The sequence below is a fragment of the Aliiroseovarius sp. S1123 genome (assembly GCF_023015885.1).
In the GTDB taxonomy this organism is placed as follows: Bacteria; Pseudomonadota; Alphaproteobacteria; order Rhodobacterales; family Rhodobacteraceae; genus Aliiroseovarius.
Map to the genome: position 1 here is coordinate 220,757 of NZ_JALKBE010000004.1, position 17,768 is coordinate 238,524.

22 protein-coding genes are annotated in these 17,768 nt (G+C 63.2%); 16 read left to right on the forward strand and 6 right to left on the reverse strand.

Going from position 1 to position 17,768, the window contains the following annotated elements:
• Positions 1-37: 37 nt before the first annotated feature.
• Genes MWU53_RS10045 through MWU53_RS10060 form a run of 4 tightly spaced genes read right to left on the reverse strand, consistent with a single transcriptional unit; the run spans position 38 to position 1,253 of the window.
• A complete protein-coding gene (locus MWU53_RS10045; protein ID WP_247092906.1) occupies positions 38-490 on the reverse strand; it encodes a hypothetical protein in 453 nt (150 codons plus the stop codon).
• Positions 487-792, reverse strand: a complete 306-nt coding sequence (locus MWU53_RS10050; protein WP_247092907.1) for a hypothetical protein — start codon at positions 790-792, stop codon at positions 487-489. Before MWU53_RS10050 ends, MWU53_RS10045 begins: the two co-directional genes overlap by 4 nt.
• A gap of 32 nt (positions 793-824) precedes the next feature.
• Entirely contained in the window at positions 825-1,037 is a 213-nt protein-coding gene (locus tag MWU53_RS10055; RefSeq protein WP_247092908.1) for a hypothetical protein, read from the reverse strand.
• Positions 1,038-1,070: 33 nt separating this feature from the next.
• A complete protein-coding gene (locus MWU53_RS10060) occupies positions 1,071-1,253 on the reverse strand; it encodes a hypothetical protein (protein WP_247092909.1) in 183 nt (60 codons plus the stop codon).
• Positions 1,254-1,381: 128 nt separating this feature from the next.
• Here MWU53_RS10060 and MWU53_RS10065 point away from each other — a divergent pair, with 128 nt between their 5' ends.
• The 9 genes from MWU53_RS10065 (at position 1,382) to MWU53_RS10105 (ending at position 9,645) form a co-directional block, all read left to right on the forward strand.
• Positions 1,382-1,951 carry a hypothetical protein gene (locus MWU53_RS10065; RefSeq protein ID WP_247092910.1) on the forward strand — a complete coding sequence of 190 codons (570 nt, stop codon included), beginning with the start codon at positions 1,382-1,384 and terminating at the stop codon, positions 1,949-1,951.
• Positions 1,899-3,938, forward strand: a complete 2,040-nt coding sequence (locus MWU53_RS10070) for a phage terminase large subunit family protein (RefSeq protein ID WP_247092911.1) — start codon at positions 1,899-1,901, stop codon at positions 3,936-3,938. Before MWU53_RS10065 ends, MWU53_RS10070 begins: the two co-directional genes overlap by 53 nt.
• A 3-nt stretch (positions 3,939-3,941) precedes the next feature.
• Positions 3,942-4,151, forward strand: coding sequence for a hypothetical protein (locus tag MWU53_RS10075; RefSeq protein WP_247092912.1), 210 nt, complete (start codon positions 3,942-3,944; stop codon positions 4,149-4,151).
• Positions 4,151-5,659 carry a phage portal protein gene (locus MWU53_RS10080; protein ID WP_247092913.1) on the forward strand — a complete coding sequence of 503 codons (1,509 nt, stop codon included), beginning with the start codon at positions 4,151-4,153 and terminating at the stop codon, positions 5,657-5,659. The genes MWU53_RS10075 and MWU53_RS10080 overlap by 1 nt, the downstream gene beginning before the upstream one ends.
• Positions 5,659-7,104: a S49 family peptidase gene (locus tag MWU53_RS10085; RefSeq protein WP_247092915.1), complete on the forward strand. Its 1,446-nt coding sequence runs from the start codon at positions 5,659-5,661 to the stop codon at positions 7,102-7,104. The genes MWU53_RS10080 and MWU53_RS10085 overlap by 1 nt, the downstream gene beginning before the upstream one ends.
• A gap of 96 nt (positions 7,105-7,200) precedes the next feature.
• On the forward strand, positions 7,201-7,581 hold the full coding sequence (locus MWU53_RS10090; RefSeq protein WP_247092917.1) for a head decoration protein: 381 nt from the start codon (positions 7,201-7,203) through the stop codon (positions 7,579-7,581).
• Between the two features lie 91 nt (positions 7,582-7,672).
• Positions 7,673-8,695: a major capsid protein gene (locus MWU53_RS10095; protein ID WP_247092919.1), complete on the forward strand. Its 1,023-nt coding sequence runs from the start codon at positions 7,673-7,675 to the stop codon at positions 8,693-8,695.
• Positions 8,696-8,707: 12 nt separating this feature from the next.
• Positions 8,708-9,019: a hypothetical protein gene (locus tag MWU53_RS10100; protein ID WP_247092920.1), complete on the forward strand. Its 312-nt coding sequence runs from the start codon at positions 8,708-8,710 to the stop codon at positions 9,017-9,019.
• The gene (locus tag MWU53_RS10105; protein ID WP_247092922.1) at positions 9,016-9,645 is read left to right on the forward strand and encodes a DUF6441 family protein; all 630 of its coding nucleotides are present in this window, start codon (positions 9,016-9,018) and stop codon (positions 9,643-9,645) included. The genes MWU53_RS10100 and MWU53_RS10105 overlap by 4 nt, the downstream gene beginning before the upstream one ends.
• 14 nt (positions 9,646-9,659) lie before the next feature.
• Here the strand turns inward: MWU53_RS10105 and MWU53_RS10110 are convergent, their stop codons facing one another.
• Positions 9,660-10,205, reverse strand: coding sequence for a GNAT family N-acetyltransferase (locus tag MWU53_RS10110; protein WP_247092923.1), 546 nt, complete (start codon positions 10,203-10,205; stop codon positions 9,660-9,662).
• Entirely contained in the window at positions 10,195-10,503 is a 309-nt protein-coding gene (locus MWU53_RS10115; RefSeq protein ID WP_247092925.1) for a DUF1778 domain-containing protein, read from the reverse strand. Before MWU53_RS10115 ends, MWU53_RS10110 begins: the two co-directional genes overlap by 11 nt.
• A 149-nt stretch (positions 10,504-10,652) precedes the next feature.
• Here MWU53_RS10115 and MWU53_RS10120 point away from each other — a divergent pair, with 149 nt between their 5' ends.
• The 7 genes from MWU53_RS10120 to MWU53_RS10150 all read left to right on the forward strand — a co-directional run bounded on the left by MWU53_RS10120 (position 10,653) and on the right by MWU53_RS10150 (position 17,765).
• Positions 10,653-11,075 carry an acyl-CoA transferase gene (locus MWU53_RS10120; protein WP_247092927.1) on the forward strand — a complete coding sequence of 141 codons (423 nt, stop codon included), beginning with the start codon at positions 10,653-10,655 and terminating at the stop codon, positions 11,073-11,075.
• A gap of 66 nt (positions 11,076-11,141) precedes the next feature.
• Positions 11,142-12,083: a phage tail tube protein gene (locus tag MWU53_RS10125; RefSeq protein WP_247092929.1), complete on the forward strand. Its 942-nt coding sequence runs from the start codon at positions 11,142-11,144 to the stop codon at positions 12,081-12,083.
• Between the two features lie 2 nt (positions 12,084-12,085).
• Positions 12,086-12,541 (forward strand): hypothetical protein, encoded by a 456-nt coding sequence (locus tag MWU53_RS10130; RefSeq protein WP_247092931.1) that lies wholly within the window; start codon positions 12,086-12,088, stop codon positions 12,539-12,541.
• Positions 12,538-12,771 carry a hypothetical protein gene (locus tag MWU53_RS10135; protein WP_247092932.1) on the forward strand — a complete coding sequence of 78 codons (234 nt, stop codon included), beginning with the start codon at positions 12,538-12,540 and terminating at the stop codon, positions 12,769-12,771. Before MWU53_RS10130 ends, MWU53_RS10135 begins: the two co-directional genes overlap by 4 nt.
• A complete protein-coding gene (locus tag MWU53_RS10140) occupies positions 12,761-15,154 on the forward strand; it encodes a phage tail tape measure C-terminal domain-containing protein (protein WP_247092934.1) in 2,394 nt (797 codons plus the stop codon). Before MWU53_RS10135 ends, MWU53_RS10140 begins: the two co-directional genes overlap by 11 nt.
• The gene (locus MWU53_RS10145) at positions 15,154-15,783 is read left to right on the forward strand and encodes a DUF2460 domain-containing protein (protein WP_247092936.1); all 630 of its coding nucleotides are present in this window, start codon (positions 15,154-15,156) and stop codon (positions 15,781-15,783) included. Before MWU53_RS10140 ends, MWU53_RS10145 begins: the two co-directional genes overlap by 1 nt.
• Positions 15,784-15,794: 11 nt before the next feature.
• Positions 15,795-17,765 carry a hypothetical protein gene (locus MWU53_RS10150; protein WP_247092938.1) on the forward strand — a complete coding sequence of 657 codons (1,971 nt, stop codon included), beginning with the start codon at positions 15,795-15,797 and terminating at the stop codon, positions 17,763-17,765.
• Positions 17,766-17,768: the final 3 nt, after the last annotated feature.

The following is a 17,768-nucleotide window of genomic DNA, read 5'->3' on the forward strand; positions in this document are numbered from 1 at the left end:
TCCTGTCGTGATGGGGATGTCGGGGTTTGGGTCTGGGTCAGTCGGTCTCGACCATCGCGGCGGCGACTGCGAAGTGCTGCACCCAACCCGTCAGGTAGGGCAGCCCAGCGGGGATCCCGTCGCAGCGCTCGGTTTTGCGGCTGATACGCCAGTCCTGCCAGCGGCGGATCGCGGATGCGATCGCAGTCTCGGTGTCGATGTTGCAGCCCGTCATGTTGCCGACCACATCATCGGCGAAGTGGCGGCCCATGCGGCTGTCGAGGAAATCGCGGATGCCGATCATCTCGTCCTCGCTGTCAGTGCCGATGGCAGCAGCGATCAGGCGCGAGGCAAGCGTCCAGACTTCCGCGCTGCGGCGGTCGCGATGCGGGCAAACAGTCAGGGTCCGGAAGAACCCGTAGTCCTCGTTGCGGCTGGGCAGAATGGGGTGCGTGGTCATGGTGGTTGCTCCGTGGCCTTCGGACAGGCAGTTCAGGGAGGGATTGGTCATTGGGCTGCTCCCTCGGGGGCGGGGGCTTCGGGGTCGAGTTCAATCCATCCCCCGTCCCGCCAGACGTAGAGGTGGCAGAGCTGGCAGGTCGGGCGCGGCAGGATCGGCGGCTCGCGGGGCTGATCAAAACAGTCCAGCGCGTCCGCGCGGACCTGCCGGATTTCCTTGGCCGCGAGGATGTCCTCGGGCGTCCACGGCGCCAGCGCGGGAAGCATGTGCAAGGGGTAGCCATCAAAGTGGCAATAAATGTGGGCCCATTGATCCGGTCCGATCTGGATAGCGATTTGCGCGCGCGTACTCATGGCTGTCTCCTGATTGCGGTGTCTGCGCGGGCTCAGATGAGCCCGTGCTGTTGCAGGAGGGGGACGACATCGGCCAATTCGATCGTCAGGCAGTCGATCCCGATCCGGCCCGCCATCTCGAAGACCTCAGCGTTCAAACTGATGTCGTTGAAATGGCCCTGCAGCGCGGGCACGGTCATGACCTGGATGAAGCGGCTGCGGTCGATAAAGATGCGTGTCGTGTCGGAAGTGGTGGCGATGGCCATTTGCGTGTCCTTTCAGGAGTGGGGTGTGGGGGTTTAAGCGGCGCGGCGTCCGGCCTCGAAAGCCTCCTCAAGCGCCGTGCGGATGGACCAGATGGCGACATCGTGGAAGTCGAGGCGATCGCGGTTGCGGGTTTCCAGCGTCTCGATGCTGTGGAAATGCTTCGCTGCGATTTCCAGCAGCAGGGCTTCGCTGGGGGCTTTGGTCTTCGTGGTCATGGCGTTGTCTCCGGGGCTGGGTTGCATCGTTTTTCTGCACCCAGAGTCGCTCTATGTGGGAGTGTAATCAACTGAATAAGATATTTATTCTCATTTAGTTTCAATATGTTGGGGATATTCACAGCGCCATGGAAGGACTGTCTGAACGCGCCTATGCCGCCCATTCCGGCCTCTCGCGCGGGGCCGTGCAAAAGGCGCGCAAGAACGGGCGGTTGGTGCTGTTGCCGGACGGGTCGATCAACGCTGCAGCCTCTGATGCGCGCCGCGGAGTGATGACCGATCCAGATCAGCAAATGCGCTCGCGGGGTAAGATGGGTGCTGGGGGTGATGGCAGTGGGATCACGGGAGGCAGCGTCTCCGGCCCCGGCGACAGCACGTCGTATCTGAAGGCACGCACGGCACTGACGGTTTACCAGGCCCAAGAGCGCCAGCTGTCGATACAAAAGAAGAAGGGAGTGTTGGTCGACCGCGCACGGGCAGAAACGCTGGTGTTTCGTCTGGCGCGCCAGGAGCGCGACACATGGGTCACCTGGCCCACCCGCGTGGCCGCCCTGATGGCCGCGCAATTATCCGCAGAGATGGAGAAGGTATCGGGCACTCCCGTGGCGATCGAAACTGCGATCCTGCAAAGGGTGCTGGAAACCCATGTCCGAGAGCAGCTCGACGCCTTGGCAGACCTCAGGGTCTCGCTTGAATGATGAGGGGGCAACATCAGACCTGACCGAGGGGCTCGACCTTGGCTTCGAGGGTGCCGAGGACATCCTGCGGACCTGGCGGCGCGGGATGCGGCCCGATCCGGATCTGACGGTGTCGCAATGGGCCGATAAACACCGCAAGCTGTCGTCGCGGGCTGCCGCTGAGCCGGGTCAATACCGGACAGCGCGGACGCCCTATCTGCGCGCGATCATGGATGCGCTGTCGCCCGGCCACCCCGCGCAGCGAATCAGCTTTATGAAAGCCGCGCAGGTCGGTGCGACGGAGGCGGGCAATAACTGGATCGGCTTTGTTATCCACCACGCGCCCGGGCCGATGCTGGCGGTGCTGCCAACGGTAGAGATGGCGAAGCGCACGTCGCGCGGGCGGATTGATCCGCTGATTGAAGAAAGCCCGGCGCTAAAGGAGCGCGTCAGTCCAGCCCGCTCGCGCGATGCGGGCAATTCGATGCTGTCCAAGGAATTCCCCGGCGGCATTCTGGTGCTGACCGGGGCGAATTCGGCGACGGGCCTGCGATCGATGCCCGCGCGCTATGTCTTCCTCGATGAGGTCGATGCCTATCCGGCCTCGGCCGACGAGGAAGGCGATCCTGTCAGTCTGGCAGAGGCCCGCACCACGACCTTCGCGCACAGGCGCAAGGTGTTCATGGTCTCGACGCCGACGATCCGGGGGTTGAGCCGGATTGAACGCGAGTTTGAGGCGAGTGATCAGCGGCGGTATTTTGTCCCGTGCCCGCATTGCGGCCAAATGCAATGGCTGCAGTTTGAACGGCTGCGCTGGGACAAGGGGCAGCCTGACTCCGCAGCCTACCACTGCGCAGGGTGTGAGAAACCCATCGCAGAGCACCATAAGACGGAGATGCTGGCGCTGGGCGAATGGCGAGCAACCGCTGTCAGTTCCGATCCGAACGCGATCGGCTTCCACCTCTCAGCACTGTATTCGCCGATTGGCTGGAAAAGCTGGGAACAGGTCGCGCGGGAGTGGCTGGCAGCGCAAGGCTCTGACGAGATGCTGCGCGCCGCGCGCAACACGCTGCTGGGCGAAACATGGATTGAGAGCGGGGAGGCCCCGGAATGGCAGCGGCTGGCGGATCGCCGCGTGTCTTTCCCAGCACAGATCCCGGCAGGTGGACTGTTCCTGACGGCGGGGGCAGATGTGCAGAAGGACCGGATCGAAGTCGATGTATGGGCTTGGGGGCGCGGTCTGGAAAGTTGGCTCGTCGATCACATCGTGATCCCGGGCGGGCCGGATGATCCGGCCTGCTGGGACCAGCTGACGGCGCTCCTTGGCCAGACATGGGTGCATGAACACGGCGCTGTCATGCCCCTGGCGAAGTTGGCCATCGACACAGGGTATGAGACGGCAGCCGTTTACGCTTGGTCTCGCAAGCAAGGGATCGCGCAGGTCGCACCCGTGAAGGGGCTCGAGGGGTTCAATCGGGCCACGCCCGTCTCGGGGCCAACCTTTGTTGATGCGACCGTGAACGGACGAAAGCTCAAGCGTGGCGCGCGGCTTTGGACAGTGGCCACCGCCACGTTCAAGGCGGAGACCTATCGGTATCTGCGTCTGGAGCGGCCCAATGATGAAGAACGCGCGCTGGGCATAGCAAATCCAGCGGGCACGATCCACCTGCCGGACTGGGCAGACAGCGAATGGCTAAAGCAGCTGGTGGCAGAGCAACTGGTCACGATCCGCAACAAGCGGGGCTACGCGCGTCAGGAATGGCAAAAGATGCGCGAACGCAACGAGGCGCTGGATACCCGTGTCTATGCCCGCGCCGCGGCCTGGATTCTCGGCGCCGACCGCTTTGATGAGCGGATGTGGCGACAGCTGGAAAAACAGGCCGGGGTGGAGACCATCCCAGCTGCCACCAAAGCCGACACTGACACACTGTCCGAGCCTCAAGCCGGAAGGATTGCCGCCCCGCGCAAGCGCGGTTGGCGGGTAAGCACGCCAAAATACATGGAATGACCTATGACCCTCGATGATCTCAAATCACGCCACAGCGCGTTGCTGGCGGCCCGGTATAGCGGCACGCGCTCTGTGAGCTACGATGGCAAGACCCTGACCTATGGCACCGATGCTGAATTAGCGGCCGCCGTCTTCGACATCGAACGGCGCATCGCAAAGGCCGAGCGGGGCACTGGGCGCATCTCTCGCCCCCATGCCGTAAAGGACCTGTGATGAACTGGAGGCAGCGCCTCGGGGCTTTTGTCGGTGGCTTTGATGCAGGCCAGCATCATCGCCGTCTGCGCGGGTTCCAGGCGACGCGCGCCCATGTGAATGCGCTGATTGCGGCATCTGGACCTGATATCACTGCGCGCGCCCGCTGGTTGGTGCGCAACAATGGCTATGCGGCCAATGCGGTTGAGAGCTGGGCTGCAAATACCGTAGGCGACGGGATCAAACCAATCTCGCAAATTGCAGATGCGGCGCACAAGGAAGAACTGCAACGCCTTTGGCTGGCCTGGACCGATGAAGCAGACAGCGAAGGCCTGACCGATTTCTATGGGCTGCAACGGCGCGCGGCGCGCGAAGTGTTTCTGGCCGGTGAGGTCTTCTTTCGGATCAGGCCACGGCGCAGCAGCGACGGATTATCTGTTCCCTTGCAGCTACAGATGTTGCCCGCCGAAATGTTGCCGCTGCACCAAACGGGTATGGCTGCTAATGGGAATGCCATCCGTCAGGGTATCGAGTTTGACCTGGTCGGACGCCGTGTGGCCTATCACTTCCTCCGGCGGCACCCCGGCGACAGCACCGATCCAGGAATGGCGGGCGAAATGGTGCGCGTACCCGCCTCAGAGGTCATCCATGTCATCGACCCCGTTGAAGCGGGTCAATTACGTGGGGTCTCAAAGCTTGCACCTGCCATCGTGAAGCTGTTTTTGCTCGATCAATACGACGATGCCGAGCTCGACCGCAAAAAGGTCGCCGCGATGTACGCGATGTTCGTCACGTCGCCCGCACCAGAAAACCCCCTGCTGCCGTCCGAGGATGACGACACGCTGGGCGGCTTCGAGATCAGCCCCGGCCAGGTTGTGCGACTGGATCCGGGCGAGGATGTGACCGTGGGCCAACCTGCAGATTCAGGCGCGACCTATGAGCCGTTCCAATACCGTACGCTGCTTCAGGTCGCCTCGGCGCTGGGCATTCCTTATCCATATCTAACAAACGACATGGTGAAAGGTAACTTCTCGAACTCGCGCCTTGCACTTATCGAATTTCGGCGTCGCGTTTCGGCCTGGCAGCATTCGGTGATGGTCTTTCAACTGTGCCGTCCTGTCTATGCGCGCTGGATGGACGCGGCCGTGCTGTCGGACGCATTGGTTCTGCCCGCCTATGAGGTCGACCGATCGCGGTTGCTTGCAGCAAACTGGCTGCCAACCAAATGGGATTGGGTCGATCCACTCAAAGACGCCAATGCTGAAATCGCCCAGATCGAAGCGGGTCTCAAATCCCGCACACAAGCCATCGCAGAGCGTGGCTATGACGCAGAACAGGTCGACCGTGAGATCGCGGCGGAGCGCGAACGCGAACGATTGCTGGGGCTGGATTTCCGCAGGCCTGGATCTCCCGCGCAAGGCGTGCAGGCGGTGCCGAGCTCAGATGAAGATGACGGCGAAGACACCGACCCGTTAGATGAAACCGATGACGCGGAAGACCCTTCGCGCAAGCCTGAGGACCAGCCCTGATGCTCCATGCCCGCATTGCCACGCGTGCCTTCAACACGCCTCTGCTGGTTGAGCCCTCCAAAGCCATGGCGTTTCTGTCGGGGTTCGGGCCGCGCATTCTCGGGCGACAGGTCGAGATGGTGGAGCCGGATGGCGCGAACGAGGGCGCAGTGCTCCAACGCGCCCGCGCCAGCATCATCGCCGGAAACCTCGCTGTGCGCCTGCATCAAAATGGCGACGCGCCCTATCCGGTCGTGGACGGCATCGCCGTGATCGAGATATCCGGTGTGTTGATCCACCGCGGCGGCTGGATCGGCCAGTCATCTGGCCAGACCAGTTATGAAGGGATCGCAGCGCAGATCGACGCGGCGGCGGGGGACCCGTCCATCCGTGGCGTTGCATTGGAAATTGACAGTTTTGGCGGCGAAGTTGCGGGGGTATTCGACCTCGCAGATCGCATTCGTGCAATTCGGGCGAGCAAGCCGGTCTGGGCCTTCGTGGCTGAGCACGCCTTCTCGGCAGGATACGCGCTGGCCAGCCAGGCTGATCGTATTCTGCTGCCCCGCACCGGGGCCGTTGGCAGCATCGGTGTCGTCGTGATGCATGCCGACCTCAGTGGCGAGCTTGATCAAGATGGTGTGCGCGTGACCTTGATCCATTCTGGTCACCATAAAGTGGATGGTAATCCATATCAGCCCCTGCCGGATGCCGTTCGTGATGACATCCAGCGGGAAATCGATGTGCTGCGGTTCCTCTTTACGCAGACCGTCGCGGCGGGACGTCCGGAACGGTTGAGCCAGGAGGCCGCCCTCGCGACCGAAGCCGCAACCTATCGGGGGGCAGACGCTGTCACCGCGGGTCTCGCCGATGAGGTCATCGATCTGCCGCGCGGTTTTGCTGCGTTCCGACAGCGCGTGGCAAACACGCCGACACTCGCACCCGCGCGCGCATCGCGCGCGACAGCACTCCAGTTCCGCAAACCAAACCAACCGAAAAAGGAGGCACAGATGGCCACCCAAACTGACACCACAGCAAGCACTGCAGAGAATGATGCTGAAGAAACCCCCGATGAGGCAACAATTCCGCAGGATGGTCATTCCACTGCCGGTGATGATCAACCTGCCGCCCCGGCCACGCCCCCTGCGGCACCCGCACCGCCGGTCTCGGACGCAGCGAAGCCGGGCAATCTGGCAGAGTTGTCGGCAAAACTGCGCAACGAGGCCGCAGATATTGCCGAGATCGCAGCACAAGCTGGACGGCTTGGCATCGCGATTGATGCAGCAAAGGCTCTGCGCGAGGGCACCGCCCCCGAAGCCTTGCGCCGCCTGGTTCTGGAACGTGCCAGCGCCGCCGCAGATGCCCGCGATATCGTCGCAGCGCCGCCATCGCCGGTCACCCCCAAAAGCGCCGAAAGCCCGATCGTGGCCGCCGCCAAACGCGCGGCCTCTGCAGGTGCAAAGGGCTGAAACCCCTCGCATCCCTGAAACCCTGCCACCTGATCCCCCGCCGCTCCTCCCCGGCCGGGGATTTCTTTTGCCCAAGAACCGACAAGGATCCCCGACATGACTGTGCTCCGACAGCCCACCACCATGGGCGATATGCTCAAATATGAGCTGAACCCCAACTTCACGCGCGAAACCATCACCCTGCTGGCGGGCGCCGTCTATCCCGTCGGCGCCGTGCTCGGAAAGATCACCGCCAGCGGCAAATACAAGCTTGCTACCTCAGGCGCTACGGATGGCGCACAGACAGCAGCAGCCGTCCTGCTCTACGCTGTCGAAGCCGCGGAAGCAGATGCCACTGCCATCATTCTCGCCCGCGGCCCGGCCATCGTGTCGAAAGCAGCGCTCGTCTTTGATGCCACCGTCGATGACGCGGCCAAGACCGCCACAAAGCACGGTCAGCTGACTGCGCTGGGCATTATTCCGCGCGACACCGCCTGATTGATGGCTCGCAGCATCCCGCCTGCGCCGACACATTAGCGTCGATCACCGCCAAACCACGTTTCAGCCCTCATTCCTTCGGAGTTTTCCCATGACCCTCACCCGCAATCCCTTCGACGCGGGCGGCTATTCGCTCGCCGATATGACGCAGGCCATCAACATCCTGCCCAACCTCTACACTCGCCTGGGTCAGATCGGCCTGTTTCGCTTTGAAGGCGTATCGCAGCGCTCCATCGTGATCGAACAGCGTGAAGGGGTGCTGAGCCTGCTGCCCTCGGTGCCACTGGGTGCCCCCGCCACCGTCGGCAATCGCGAGCAGCGTTCCATGCGCAGTTTTGCGCTGCCTTGGATCCCCCATGATGACGTGATCCTGCCCGCAGATATCCAAGGCATGCCTGCGTTGGGCCTCTCGGATGCTGCTGATCCGCTGGTCGAGGTGATGAACCGCAAGCTCACGCTGATGCGCCGCAAACATGCCCAGACCCGAGAATACATGGAGATAAATGCCCTGCGCGGTATCGTCAAGGACGGCGCAGGCACCACGCTTTACGACTATTTCACCGAGTTTGGCCTCGAGAAGATCTCGATCGACTTTGTGTTTGGGACTGCTGGCACAAACGTGCAGGGCAAGGTGCGCAGCGTGCTGCGCGCTATGGAGGACAATCTGCTCGGCGAGACCATGACCACCGCCCATGCGCTGGTCAGCTCGGAATTCTTCGACAAGCTGATCAGCCACCCCAAGACAGAGGAAGCCTACAAGTTCTTCTCGGCCACCGGTGGACAGCCCCTGCGCGAAGACATGCGCCGGGCCTTTCCTTTTGCGGGCATTCTGTTCGAGGAATACAATGGGTCTGTCACGCTCTCGAACGGCACCTCAGAGCGGTTGATCCCCGCCGGTGAAGGGATCGCCTTTCCGCTGGGCACCTTCGATACCTTTACCACTTACGGCGGACCGGCCAACCTGCTCGAGACCGCAAATACCATCGGCCTGCCACTTTATGCGCGTCAGATGATCGACGCCAAGGGCCGCTGGATCGATCTGATGACTGAAACATCGATCCTGCCGGTGAACAAGCGCCCCCGCATGGCGATCCGCCTGCACAGTGGCAATTGATGGGTGGCCAGCTTGTCGGTGTTTACCGCAGTGATCGACACGCTCTTCGCGGACAACAACATCGCCCGCGATGCGATCTACATCGCGGAGGATGGTCCGACCCAACTCGTCCGAGTGGTTACGCGCCGCGCGGATGACATCACCAGCTTTGGCGACGCGCGCATCTGGTCGGAGACAACCCGCATCGACCTGCGCGTGGCAGAGGTGGCGACCCCGCGTCCTGGCGATCGCCTTGAGATCGACGGCGACGCCTTCCTTATTCAGGGCGAGCCCACGCGCGATCGCGAGCGGCTGGTCTGGACCATAGATTTGAGACCCGCATGAAACTCAATGTAACCATCACCCCAAACCTCGCCGCACTCATGGCCGCAGAAATCAAGGCTGGGGAACAGGCAGTGACAGCGGCGATGCGTACAGCCGGGACGCAGCTCAAATCCGACTGGCGGGGCCAGATCACACAAGCGGGGCTTGGGCGACGGCTGGGCAATTCGATCCGCAGTCAGACCTATCCAAAAGTCGGGGAGAGCATCGATGCCGCAGCGCTAGTATGGTCGAAAGCGCCTGTGATCATCGGTGCCCATGACACTGGCCCGTTGATCCGGTCCAATGACGGGTTCTGGCTGGCGATCCCGACAGAGGCTGCAGGCAAAGGCGCGAGGGGCAGACGTTTGACGCCCGGTGAATGGGAACGGCGACGCGGGCTCAGGCTCCGATTTATCTATCGCAGGCGGGGACCGAGCCTTTTGGTGGCAGAAGGGCGGCTGAATGCACGCGGGGTTGGTGTTGCATCTCGTTCAAAGACGGGGCGCGGGCTGACCACCGTGCCAATCTTTCTACTGGTCCGCCAAGTCAAGCTGCGCAAACGGCTGGATCTGGCCCGGGATGCAAAAGCCGCGCAAGAGCGCATACCCGCGGCGATCGTGGCAAATTGGGTGGAGGGCAGATTTTGATGTAGTATTGCGCTTCAGCCAAGAGTTGCTCGTACATCCGCCATCGGAATAAAGACGCGGTGCGGGTTGTCGGGATCTTCAAGGGGTTGGAAACCGAGTTCAGCATAGAATTTCCAGCGGCGCTCGAAATGGTCGTCCTGGAGTACGTCGAGTGTGATGGCTGCGGCACCCATCTGGTCAGTAATCTCGAGGCAGCGCTTCATTGCATCGATCACAAGTGCTGTTCCAAGGCCTATACCTTGTGAATTTTCGTGCACGGCTACGGCACGGATGTAGATAACCGGAATGTCGGGTATACCAGCGCGCTGCCACTTTTGCGGGCCAAGATTGGCCCGAACGGCCATCGCACCGAGTGTATAGAAGCCGAGCACGGCGGGATCGTCGCCAGCTGTTGCGATATATGCTGTGACCATTCCAGCCTTGATCTGATCCGAAAGCGAGGATTTCAGAAAGTTATCGATGGGCGCAAATCCGCAAGAAAAGGCGCTGCGGTCATGCAGCGCCTTGTCAAACTTGGCGATTGTGAGGGCGGGCGTGTCCGCCGCGGTCTCAGTCGGCATCCTTCAGGAGGCCCTTCGACGCTTCCGCAGCACGTGCCAGACCGGGCACAACCTTTCCCGGTGCCTTTACAGCGGCCCTGAAAGCTTCAAACGCGGCAATGGGCAGAACGGAGAGAGATATTCGCTGTTCCACTTCCTGCGCACGCAGAAGGGCCGCCTGACGAATAAAGTCAGCTTCCTGGAGACCCGTGGCAGCAGCTGCAGCCTTTATGCGCTCTTCATCAGCACGATGCATGCGCACCTCTTTGCGCGCTTCCATCTTGCCTGGCGTAGGTGTGGCGGTTTCGATCGCAAACATAGTCAGTCTCCTTCGCTGACACGCGTACGGTATAACGCCGTACATGTCAATGATTACCATGGGGATGATCAGCGTCGGCCACATCGGAAGTATCAGGTTAACCACGATGATGATCCCCTCGACCATCCAACCAACGATGGAATACTACAATGCCACCATCCCGAGAACCCATCCTCACCGCCTTAGCGGACATGTTGCGCACCGTGCCCCATGTGCCAGTGTTGCGTGGCGAGGTCCTGCCGGAGCGCATCTCCCCCGCGGGTCTGATGATCCTGCGTGACGGTGATCCCGGCGATCCTGCGGTGACGCTGTCGCCGCTCGCCTACCATTACCAGCATCGCGCCGAGCTTGAAGTCATCGTGCAGGGCGCGGATCGCGACTCTGCCTTTGCAGCCCTTTGCGCCCAGATCGGCGCTGTCATTCGTGCAGACCGCACGCTCGGCGGGCGTTGCGATTGGGTTGAGGCGGAAGCGCCGCAGCCCGTGGATCTGCCGGTTGAGGGGGCGGCCAGCCTGAAGGCGGCGGTGATCCCGGTGGTGCTGCATTATTCCACATCAGACCCGCTGGGATGAACAATTGGCCTGACTCACCGGCCTAAACAACAAGACTAACCCACCCCACAGCCTGAGGAGAACACAATGGCACGCGCACAAGGAGCGCGGGCGCAGATGGCGCTCGCCTACGAATCCGTCTACGGCACGCCGCCCGCGAGCGGTTATTTCAAGATGCCCTTTGCCAGCGCGACGCTTGGCGCGGAACAACCACTGCTCGAGTCCGAGCTGCTCGGCTACGGCCGGGATCCGCTGGCGCCAATCAAGGACGCGCTGACCAGCGATGGCGACGTGGTGGTTCCGATTGATGCGCGCGCGTTCGGCTATTGGCTAAAAGCCACATTCGGCGATCCAATCACGACCGGCGCCGAGGCTCCCTATACCCACGAGTTCCGCTCGGGCAGCTGGACCCTTCCAAGCCTCGCCATCGAAATCGGCATGCCAGAAGTGCCGCGCTTCGCGATGTACGCTGGCTGCGTGGTGGACCAGCTGTCCTGGCAGATGCAGCGCTCCGGTCTGCTGACTGCCTCCGTCAGCCTCATTGCTCAGGGCGAGACCCCGGCGACCACCACCAGCGCAGGCACACCGACCGAGATCGCGCTGCAGCGGTTTGGCCACTTCAACGGGGCGATCAAGCGCGACGGGGTAGAGCTGGGCAATGTGGTCTCGACCCAGATCACCTATGGCAACAATCTCGACCGCATCGAGACGATCCGCGCCGACGGCAAGATCGACGGGGCCGATCCCTCCATGGCAATGCTCTCGGGCAGCATGGAGGTCCGCTTTGCCGACACCACGCTGATGGACCAGGCGATCAACGGCACGACCTGCGCGCTTGAGTTCGCCTACAGCCTGCCCACCGGCGAGAGCCTGACCTTCACCATGCACTCCGTCTATCTCCCGCGTCCGCGGGTCGAGATCGGCGGGCCGCAAGGCGTGCAGGCCACGTTTGATTGGCAGGCCGCCAAGGACGCAGTCACCGGGCGCATGTGCACGGTCACGCTCATCAACGGTGTGGAGGCCTATTGATCATGCTGAAGCTTGACCTCTCGACCGACCCGCGCTGGCTCGATCTCGCCCCCGGCGTCCGCGTGCGCCTGCTCCCGCTTACCACCGCGCTGATGGTGACCACCCGCAACGATCCCAGCATCGAAGCGCTCCCCGAGGACGCCAGCAACGAGGACCGCGCGCTGGTCTTTGCCAAGGCGCTAGGGCGGCGCGCCGTGGTGGAATGGGAGGGCGTGGGCGACATGGACGGCAACGTTCTGGACCTCACCCCCGAAGGTGTCGACGCCTTGCTCGACATCTATCCGATCTTCGAGGCCTTCCAGGCAGGCTACGTCGCCAAAGCACTGGTGTTGGATCAGGAAAAAAACGTCTCCGCGCCCTTGCCGACTGGCACTTCAGCGGGGGCGATCGCTACTGCGAGGCTTGCGAAGCCCTCGAGGCCTGCAAAGTCCCGTGCCCGGACTGCCCGCAAAAAATGAACCAGCCCCAGACCTTCGAGGGTGCGCAGGTCTGGGATCTGGTCGGACGGCTGGGCGGCCAGCTGCGCGCCTCGCAGCAGACAATTCTCGGCTGGGACATGGGCGCCGCGCTGGCCATGGCGCAGGCGCTGGGCGTGAACGGCCTCGTAGCGATGGAGCTGCTGCCCGAGATCGAAGCCATCATGGTCAAACGCGTGAATGAACAAATTGGAGGGCTGGATGGCCGATAAACGCGTCTTTGTGCGTCTCGCCGCCGTGGGCGGCCGCCAGGTCAAGGCCGAGTTGCAGGGCATCGGCGATGCCGGGGCCCGTGGCCTCGGCCGTCTGTCGCGCGAGGTCGATGTGGCCAATGCACGCCTTGCTGCCTTCACGCGCCGGGCCACGATCGCAGCCGCGGCGGCAGGTGCCGCTGTGGTGGCGGCAGGTGCTGCAATGATCCGCTCGGGGCTGCAAACCATCGACGAGACCGCCAAATTGGCGCAATCGCTGGATACAACCGTCGAAAGCCTGCAGGTGCTGGAGCGGGCCGCTGACCTCTCGGGCGTCTCCATGGGCAATGTCGAGCAGGCAACGGTGCAGCTGACACGGCGGCTTAGCCAGGCTGCCGCAGGTGCGGGCCCTGCCGTCGATGCGCTGGACCGCCTTGGGCTGTCGGTCAGCGAGTTGCAAAATCTGCCGCTCGATCAGCGCATCGCTTTGATCCAGGACCGGCTGGCGGAGTTCGTGCCCGAGGCAGAGCGTGCAGCTGTCGCCTCGCAGCTCTTTGGCGATCGCGCGGCCCTCGTGTTCACGCGCATTGATACCGCGACGCTGCGCCAGGCCACCGCTGATGTGAATGATTTTGGCATTGTTGTCTCCGAGCAGGACGCGGACCAGATTGAGCGCACCAACGACGCGATCTCGCGCCTCGGCCTAATCTGGCGCGGCGTCTCAAACCAGCTGGCGGTCGCTGCCGCGCCCGCGCTTGAGGCGGTGGCAGATGCGCTGGCGGCTATGGCGCGCACCACCGGGCCTCTTGGAAGTGCCATTCAGGGTCTGTTTGAGAACATCGGACGGCTGACCACATTCGCCGTGGCCTTCGCAGGCGTGATGGCGGGCCGCTGGGTGGCTGGGCTTGTGGCCGCGACCTTCTCGGTCAGCGGTCTGGTGACCAGCCTGGTCTTCTTGCGGGCCGCACTGATCCGCACCGGCATCGGGGCACTGATCGTTGGCGCGGGCGAGCTGGTCTACCAGTTCACGCGGCTTGTGGCCGGTGCGGGCGGCTTTGGCAATGCGCTGGACCTGCTCAAGGACGTGGCGGTCGAGGTCTGGGACCGGGTATCGCTTAGCGCAGATGCGGCTTGGGCACGCGTGGAAGCCGGATGGGCCACAGCGCAGGCTGGTATTTATGACGGTCTGCAAGATGCAACAGCGGCGGTGGTCGGTTGGGCAAACAGCACCGTCAACACCTTCGAGGGCACGTTCCTTGCCGTGCAGGCCATCTGGGGCGCGCTGCCGGATGTGTTCGACCGGGTTGGGGCCCTTGCGATCAATGGCCTTGTCGAGGTCATGCAGACCGGCATTGCAGGCATCACCGAGGCGATCAACGGCGTGCTGACCCTTGGAGGCCTACGTCCTGAATGGGCCATCGCAGCACCTGATCTCTCGGAATGGAAGTCTGCGGTCCCCGAAGCCGTCAATTTGGGAGAGCGTGCGCGGGAGGCCTACGACAGCGCCTTCTCGGACAATCCCTTCCAGGTGCCTGAACTCTTTGGCGGCATGGCAGATGATGCGCGCGATCGGGCAGCAGGCTATTCCGAGGCGGCAGGCATGCTGTCAGACGCAGCTTCGCGCCCCATGACCGCCTGGCAGGCACTGAAGGATGCCATTTCTGGCGCGGGCGATGAAGGCGGCGCAGCGCTGGAAAGTGGCGCCAATTCAGCGGACCGGTTCAACGATGCGCTGGAGGAGACCGAGGGACAGGCCGGGCGCGCAGGTGGTGCGGCAAAGCAGGCGGGCGCCGACGCAGCGGAGGGTGCAGGGGCAGCCGCCACTGGCTGGCAGGCCGTGGTGAATGCGGTCAGCGAATACGCGAACAAAGCCCGCGATGTAGGTGCAGACATCGGCAACGTGCTGGTGAGCGCGTTTCAAAGTGCGGAAGATGCGATTAGGAACTTCGTAAAGACCGGCAAGCTGGACTTCAAAGGCCTGGTTACATCGATGATCGCGGACCTCGCGAAGCTCGGCGCGCGCAAGTTCATCCTAGGCCCCATCGCCAATGCCCTCTCCGGCGCGCTGGGCAACCTCGGCGGCATGTTTGCCGGTGTCTTCCACCAGGGCGGTATTGTCGGTGGTCCTGCGCCCTTGCGCATGGTGCCTGCCATGGCATTCGCCAACGCGCCCCGGATGCACGAGGGTGGCTGGGCTGGGCTCAAATCAGACGAGGTCCCGGCGATCCTGCAGCGTGGCGAACGCGTTCTGTCCCGCCGAGAAACGCGGGACTTCGGCGGCAACAATGGTGGCAGCGTGACAGTCAACATCCAGACCCGCGACGCGGAGAGCTTTCGGCAGAGCCGTACGCAGGTCGCCGCCGATATCGCTCGCGCGGTCTCCATGGGCCGGAGGGGCATGTAATGGCGTTTCACGAGGTGCGATTCCCCGACAACATCAGCCGCGGCGCGCGCGGCGGGCCACAGCGCCGCACGCAAATTGTCGAGCTTGCTTCTGGTCACGAGGAGCGGAACGCTTCCTGGTCTGCATCCCGACGCCGCTACGACGTCTCCTACGGGATCCGGCGCGCGGATGATCTGCACGCGGTGGTCGCCTTCTTTGAGGCCCGCCTCGGGCGGCTCTACGGCTTCCGGTTCAAGGATTGGGCAGATTACAAATCCTGCGCGCCCTCAAAGGGCGTTTCTGAGATGGATCAGCTGATCGGCAACGGCGATGGCGAGACCACAGCGTTCGCGCTGACCAAAGCCTATGGCACTGCGCCCCACATCTACCAGCGCCGGATCGAAAAGCCAGTGGCGGACTCTGTGCGCGTTGCCTTGGGCGGTGCCGAGCAGTTCAACGGCTGGTCGAGCGACCCCACCACCGGAATCGTTACGTTTGAGGTCGCCCCCGATCCGGGCGTCGTCCTCACTGCCGGGTTCGCCTTCGACGTCCCCGTCCGCTTCGACAGCGATCTGATGGACGTCACCCTCGATATCGAGCGCCTCGGCTCGATCACCTCAATCCCGCTTGTGGAACTCCGCCTCAGCTAAGGACCCCGCCCATGCAAACCTATACGCCCCTTGAGCATCGCCCGGGCGACACGCCCCAGCTGTACGACATTGACGGCGGCCTCGTCACGCAGAACGCAAACGGCAAAGTCGTCCGCCTCAATTCCAGCCAGCAGGTCACAGCCGTCGCGCCAGTGCCGATCGAGGCCGAGGAACGCTATGCATTCCGCGCGGTGTTTCGGCGTGCCACCAACAGCCCCGATCCGTCCGACGACGCTATTGCCTGCGGCATCGACTGGCTGGCGGCGGACAAGACCGTGCTGTCCAGCACGACCGTGAACACCATCCTGAACTTCAGCGTCGCCAATGGGCGCCGCGAGGTCCGCACCTCGGTCGTGGCGGAAGCCGATGGCCCCTCCAGCGTCGTGGCCCCAATCGGCGCACGCTACGCCATTCCCTGGGTGCGCACGTTCGGGATCAACCACGCCACCGACGTCGAGGTCTGCAGCCTCGAGCGGCTGCCCTTTGTCTCGCTGCCCGTCGCGCGCACATTCTATGTCACCATGGACGGCAAGGACCTCAACGAGGGCTCCTCGCTGACCGCACCCTTGGCCAGCATTGCCGAGGGCCTCGCGCGCGCTGCAGCCCTCGCGTTGCCCGCCATCGTGATCGTCCAGCCTGGCGAATACATCGTGCCGCCAGATACGGTGATCCCCGCCAATTGCACCCTTTACGGCTACGACCTGCGCGTCACCAAGCTGAGCCTGCCGCCCGGCCAAGAGGTGAACAACATGTTCCAGATGTCCAACGGCATCAAAGCCCGCGGCTTCACCTTCGCAAATCTGCGCCATGAGCCCTACACCCTGGCGGGCGGGCCACCGCAAAAGGGCTGGGCCTTCGTCTTCAAGCCCGGCGAGCTGCTCACGCGATCGCCCTATATCGCCGATTGCTCGCAGCTGCATGGCTTCACCCAAGACCAGATGGCCCTGCCCATCGACAAAGCCGCAGGCAATCCCCTGATGCCGCGCGGCGGGGGCAACCTGCTGGCCGACGGCTCGGTGCTGGCGCCTTCCTCCCCGCTGCGCTCGGTCGTGGTCGACAGCTTTACCGCGATCAACCCCAATGGCGTGGGCTATGCCGTCACCCGCAACGCCTTTGTCCAGCTGGTCTCGGTCTTCACCAACTGGGCCCGCGTCGGCCTTTGGGCCCATGACGGCGGCCAGATCACCGTCGCCAACTCCAACAACACTTTTGGCGATTACGCGCTGGCGGCGACCGGGTTTCGCAACACGGTCCAGATCGAAGGGCTGGCCGATACCGGCGTGCTGGCCACGCACACCGCTGCCGCCAACACTCTAACCGCTCAGACCGAGGCCATCATCACCGCCCTGATGGGCACGCGCTATCCAACCCTTGCAGGCTTCAATGGCCTCTCTGACCGCGACAAGGCCTTCACCGAGCGGGACACCCGCACCCTGCTGCGCAGTCTCATCAATGATCTCCGCTCAGGCCAGGACCGCGGCGCGCAGTCCTTTGCCAAAGGGCTCTTTGACTGGAACGCCAATTACGCCTTTTCCGTCGCCCTCGTGCCGCTGTTTCTGGCTACTTGGGAGCAGGTCCGCCTCGAGCTGGTCGACAGAATCACCAACAACGCGGCACAGGCGATGATCACCGCCATGATCGGATTAATTTCGGATGTCATCATGCGCCCGCAGGATTACCGTGTGGGCTTTGCCTCCGTGATCGAGGCTACCGGCCAGCAGTTCAGCTACGCAGGCTCCGGCGTCAATTACAACGCGCTGCCCTTCAGCCAGCGTGGCACCGGCCGCGCCCCCGATCCCGCCAGCACCCTGCTCAAGACCGGCGGTGGCCGGATCTATGCCACCTTCTCCACCGAGGTCGGCGACACCTATCTCGGCGAAGACCTGCGGGTGGATTTCGAGCGCAACACCATCGAAGGCCAGGCCTTCTCGCGCGGTGTCCAGAACATCGCGCTTCCCCTCATCATCGGTCTCGGAGCCTGAACC